General features: G+C 71.5%; 3 protein-coding genes and 1 pseudogene. 2 read left to right on the top strand and 2 right to left on the bottom strand.

The annotated features are described in order from the left end of the window. A pseudogene (locus ACFC1T_RS38075) lies at positions 1 to 181 on the top strand (ABC transporter ATP-binding protein); the annotation flags it as partial. A gap of 59 nt (positions 182 to 240) precedes the next feature. Beyond that, positions 241 to 2,829 carry an ABC transporter permease gene (locus ACFC1T_RS38070; protein ID WP_375897311.1) on the top strand — a complete coding sequence of 863 codons (2,589 nt, stop codon included), beginning with the start codon at positions 241 to 243 and terminating at the stop codon, positions 2,827 to 2,829. Positions 2,830 to 3,147: 318 nt separating this feature from the next. Here ACFC1T_RS38070 and efeU read toward each other — a convergent pair whose 3' ends face one another. After that, positions 3,148 to 3,981, bottom strand: a complete 834-nt coding sequence (efeU, locus tag ACFC1T_RS38065) for an iron uptake transporter permease EfeU (RefSeq protein WP_375897308.1) — start codon at positions 3,979 to 3,981, stop codon at positions 3,148 to 3,150. A gap of 34 nt (positions 3,982 to 4,015) precedes the next feature. Beyond that, a partial coding sequence (gene efeB / locus ACFC1T_RS38060) for an iron uptake transporter deferrochelatase/peroxidase subunit (protein ID WP_375897306.1) occupies positions 4,016 to 5,161 on the bottom strand: 1,146 nt, incomplete at its 5' end.

The raw sequence follows: 5,161 nt of genomic DNA, 5'->3' as shown, positions 1-5,161 counted from the left end.
CTCCGTACGCGAACTCGGCCAGACCGTCGTCATGGTCACCCACGACCCCGTCGCCGCCGCCTACGCCGACCGCGTCGTCTTCCTCGCCGACGGCAGGATCGTCGACGAACTCCACAACCCCACCGCCGACACCGTCCTGGACCGCATGCGCCGCTTCGACGCCAAGGGCCGCACCAGCTGAGCCCGTTCGCACGTCCGAGCCCACCTGCCCCCGAGTACCCCCAGGACTGACGCTCCCCCATGTTCCGCACCGCACTGCGCAACGTACTGGCCCACAAGGGCCGCCTGCTGATGACGATGCTCGCCGTCATGCTCGGCACCGCCTTCGTCGCCGGCACGCTCATCTTCACCGACACCATGGGCCAGGCCCTCCGGAGCCAGAACTCCAAGAGCTACGCCGACATCGCCGTCACGGTCAGCGACGACGCGGCCGTCAGCAACGGCTACGACGTCGGCGCGATCGCCGCCGACACCCCCAACCTCACCGAGGAGACCCGGAAGAAGGTCGCCGCCCTGCCCGGCACCGCCGAGGCCCGCGGCGTCGTCAGCGGCTTCGCCGGCATCGCGGACAAGAAGGGCGCGCTGATCGGCAACGGCTTCTCCACCACCGGCACCAACTACGTGCCGGGCGCCGACGGCACCGACCCGCGCTACCCGCTGGTCGAGGGCCGCGGCCCCAAGGACGCCACCGAGATCGCGTTGGACACCAAGACCGCCGAGAAGGGCGGCTACAAGGTCGGCGACACCGTCCGGGTCGCCGTCAACGGTCCGGTGATGCAGCTCAAGCTCACCGGCACCCTGCACACCAACGACCCGCGGGTGATCGCCGGCGGCTCGCTGGCCGCCTTCGACACCGCCACCGCCCAGTCGCTCTACCTGAGCCCCGGCCGCTTCGCGGAGCTGGACGTCAAGGCCAAGCCGGGCACCGACGACGCCGCCCTGCTCACCGCCGTCAAGCAGGTGCTCCCCCAGGCCGACAACATCGAGGCCAAGACCGGCCGCGAACTGGCCGCCGAGCAGGACAAGATGATCGGCAAGCTCACCAAGGTCCTGAACACCTTCTTCCTGGGCTTCGCCGGCATCGCGCTGTTCGTCGGCGTCTTCATCATCGCCAACACCTTCTCCATGCTGGTCGCCCAGCGCACCCGGGAACTGGCGCTGCTGCGCGCCGTCGGCGCCACGCGTCGGCAGATCACCCGCTCGGTGAAGATCGAGGCCGTCCTGGTCGGCCTCACCGCCTCGGTCGGCGGCCTGCTGGCCGGCATCGGCATCGCCCTCGGCATCAAGGCGCTGCTCAACGGCCCGATGGACGCCAACCTGCCGGACGGCCCGCTGCTGGTCGCCCCGCTCACCGTCCTGACCTCGCTCGCGACCGGCGTGCTGGTCACCCTGGTGGCCGCCTGGCTGCCCGCCCGCCGGGCCTCCCGGATCGCACCCGTGGCGGCGATGAGCGCCACCGAGCAGCCCGCCACCCAGAAGAGCCTGGTGGTCCGCAACACCATCGGGCTGCTGTTCTCGGTCGCCGGACTGGGCTCGCTGGCCGCCGGCGTCAGCGGCAAGGAGGTCAAGCTGGTCGGCCTCGGCGCGGCCGCGCTGCTGCTCGGCGTGTTCGTGCTGACCCCGCTGCTGTCCCGACCGCTGATCGCGCTGCTCGCCCCCGTGCTGCGCGCCGTCTACGGCACCCCGGGCAAGCTCGCCCAGGAGAACGCCGTCCGCAACCCGCGCCGCACCGCGGCCACCGCCTCGGCGCTGACCATCGGCGTCACCCTGATCACCTCCCTGACCGTGATCGGCGCCTCGGTGAACAAGGCCGTGGACAACTCCGCGGACAGCGACATCAAGGCCGACTACACCGTCGCCATGCAGAACGGCTCGAAGCTCTCCGACGACGTCGCCGCCCAGGTCGCCAGGACGCCCGGCGTCAGCGTGATGAGCACCGAGCGCGGGCTCCCCGTCACCGTCGGCCAGGCCAAGGGCCAGGGCCAGGGCGAGCAGGACGGGAACCAGGAGTGGCTGACCGCGGTCGACGCGGCCACCATCGACCAGCTCGCCACCGTCAAGATCAAGGAGGGCTCCGCGGACGCCCTCAAGCAGGGCAAGCTGCTGGTCAGTTCCGGCCGCAGCGAGCGCGCCGGCTACAAGCTCGGCGACACCCTCGCCGTCACCTACCCGGACGGCACCAAGGGCGCGCTCACCGTCGGCGGCGTCCTGGAGGCCAACACCGCGCTGGCCAGCCTGATCGCGCCCGAGGCCGTGGTCGGCCCGCACGCCAAGCCGGGCTCCGGCCTGGACAAGATCCTCGTCAAGGGCACGAACGGCGCGACCGAGCAGCTCAAGCAGTCGCTCCGGGACGCCACCGGCGGCAACCCGCTGATCGCCGTCAAGGGCGACAAGGACATCAAGTCGGAGAGCAGGAAGACCGTCGACAGCATCCTGAACCTGATGTACGGGCTGCTCGGCATGTCCGTGGTGATCGCCGTCCTCGGCGTCGTCAACACCATGGCGATGTCGGTGTTCGAGCGCCGCCGGGAGATCGGCATGCTGCGGGCGATCGGCCTGGACCGGCTCGGCATCCGCCGGATGGTCCGGCTGGAGTCCCTGCTGATCGCGCTGTTCGGCGGCCTGGTCGGGGTCGGCCTGGGCATCCTGTCCGCCTGGGCGGTCGTCCGCACGATGGCCGGTGACCTCAAGGGCATCAGCACCGTGGTGCCGCCGCTGCAGATCGGCGGCTTCCTGCTCGCGGCCGCCGTGATCGGCCTGCTGGCCGCGCTCTGGCCGGCCTACCGGGCGGCGAAGCTGGACATCCTGGACGCGATCAAGAGCCAGTAGCCCCACCCCGCCACCCACGGAGCCCCGGACGGTCACAACCGTCCGGGGCTCCGGCCTTGCTCCTCGCGCCTGCCCGGGTGCCCGCCCCTTGTCTCTACGTCGCATCCGTACGTCGCGTCCGTACGTCGCGTCCTCGCAGCTCGCCCCCTGCGTCTCGTGCCGGGGACCGGCATCGCGGGGCGGGGTGGGGGTGTGACTCCGAACCCGGAGCACGGGGCACGGGACACCGCTCCGGAACGACAGCGCCCCGCCCGGCGGGGTGCCGGGCGGGGCGGTGCGGTGAGTTCTGCGGTGCGGCGTGCGCTCAACGGCCGGGGGTCAGGCGGCCGGCTTGGCCGTGACGGGCTTCGCCCGGTTCCCGAACAGGTTGAAGAACACGGCCAGCGTGGGCACCAGGTACGCCAGCCAGACGACCAGCTGGAGCACCGTCGGGTCCGGCTGGAAGTTGAACACGCCCTTGAGCAGGGTGCCGTACCAGCTGTCCTTGGGGATGGTGCTGGAGATGTCGAAGGCCGTGGCGTGCAGGCCGGGCAGCCAGCCGGCCTCCTGGAGGTCGTGGACGCCGTAGGCGAGGACGCCGGCCGCGACCACGACCAGCATCGCGCCGGTCCAGGTGAAGAACTTGGCCAGGTTGATCTTCAACGCGCCGCGGTAGAACAGCCAGCCGAGGACCACCGAGGTGAGCAGGCCGAGCGCGGCGCCGACCAGCGGGTTCCAGCCGTCGTCGGTGGCCTGCACCGCGGACCAGATGAACAGCGCGGTCTCCAGGCCCTCGCGGCCCACCGCCAGGAAGGAGGTGACCACCAGCGCCGTGGTGCCCATCGCGATCGCCGCGTCCAACTTGCCGTGCAGCTCGGTCTTGAGGTGCCGGGCGGTGCGCCGCATCCAGAACACCATCCAGGTCACCAGCCCGACCGAGATGATCGACAGCGAGCCGCCGAGCGCCTCCTGGGCCTCGAAGGTGAGCTGCGAGGAACCGAACTGGAGGACCGCGCCGAAGACCATGGAGAGCACCACGGCCGCGGTGACGCCGAGCCACACCGGCGGCAGCTTGTCCCGGCGGTCGGTCTTGACCAGGTACGCGATCAGGATGCAGACGACCAGGCTGGCTTCGAGGCCTTCGCGCAGGCCGATCAGGTAGTTGCCGAACACGGCTGACTCCTAGAGGTGTTGGAGGTGGGAAGGCTCAGCCGAAGAGGGCCTGACCCCACCACTCCCCCGGCTTGCGGACACCCGCCGGGCAGGCGAAGTGGGCGGAGCCGACGTGCTGGATGTACTCGTTGAGCTTGTCCGTGGCCGCGAGCCGCTGCTGGAGCGGGACGAAGGCCTTGCGGGTGTCGCGCTGGTAGGCGAGGAAGAACAGGCCGGCGTCCAGGCGGCCGAGGCCGTCGGTGCCGTCGGTGAAGGAGAAGCCGCGGCGCAGGATCATCAGGCCGTTGTTGGCGTCCGGGTGGGCCAGGGCGACGTGGGAGGTCGCGGGCATCGCCTTGAGGTCGGGGGCGTCGTGCTCCTTGGCCTTGCCGTACGGGGCGCCCTCGCCCTTGGTGCGGCCGAAGGTGTCCTCCTGGTCCTTGAGCGGGGCGCGGTCCCAGGTCTCGATGTGCATCCGGATCCGCCGGGCGACCAGGTAGGAGCCGCCGGTCATCCACTCCGGGCCGTCGCCGGGGGCGGCCCAGACGTGCTCGGCGAGGTTGGCGCCGTCGCTGCCCGCGATGTTGTGGGTGCCGTCCTTGAACCCCATGAGGTTGCGCGGGGTCTGCTGGTCCGGGGTGGTCGAGGAGGTCTTGCCGAAGCCGAGCTGGGACCAGCGGATGTTGACGGTGCCCATGCCGATCCGGGCCAGGTTGCGGATCGCGTGCACCGCGACCTGCGGGTCGTCGGCGCAGGCCTGGACGCACAGGTCGCCGCCGCTGCGCAGCGGGTCGAGCTTGTCGCCCTTGAAGGTGGGCAGCTCGATCAGGGCCTCGGGGCGCTGGGCCTTGAGGCCGAAGCGGTCGACGCCGTCCTTCTCGAACAGGCCGGGGCCGAAGCCGATGGTGAGGGTGAGCCGGGAGGCGGGCAGGCCGAGGGCCTCGCCGGTGTCGTCCGGCGGGGCCTCGGCGGAGGCCGGGACGGCGCCGGTGCCGACCTCGCGGCCGCCGGTCATCGCGGCGGCCGCCTTGGTCCACTCCTTGAGCAGCTTGACCAGGGACTCCCGGGTGGCCTTCTCGGAGACGTCGAAGGCCGCGAAGTGCAGCCGGTCCTGGACGGGGGTGGCGATGCCCGCCTGGTGGTCGCCGTAGAACGGGACCTCCGCGGCGACCGTCGCAGGGGCCGACGGGACGGGGTCGTG

It is taken from the genome of Kitasatospora sp. NPDC056076 (genome assembly GCF_042266305.1).
GTDB lineage: Bacteria > Actinomycetota > Actinomycetes > Streptomycetales > Streptomycetaceae > Kitasatospora.
Note: the sequence above shows the minus strand (reverse complement) of the source record. Positions and strands in the feature narration are given on the sequence as shown.

Bases quoted from the DNA above. Each gene is read 5' to 3' on its own strand.
- ACFC1T_RS38070 (WP_375897311.1), top strand. From the start codon at position 241: ATGTTCCGCACCGCACTGCGCAACGTACTGGCCCACAAGGGCCGCCTG.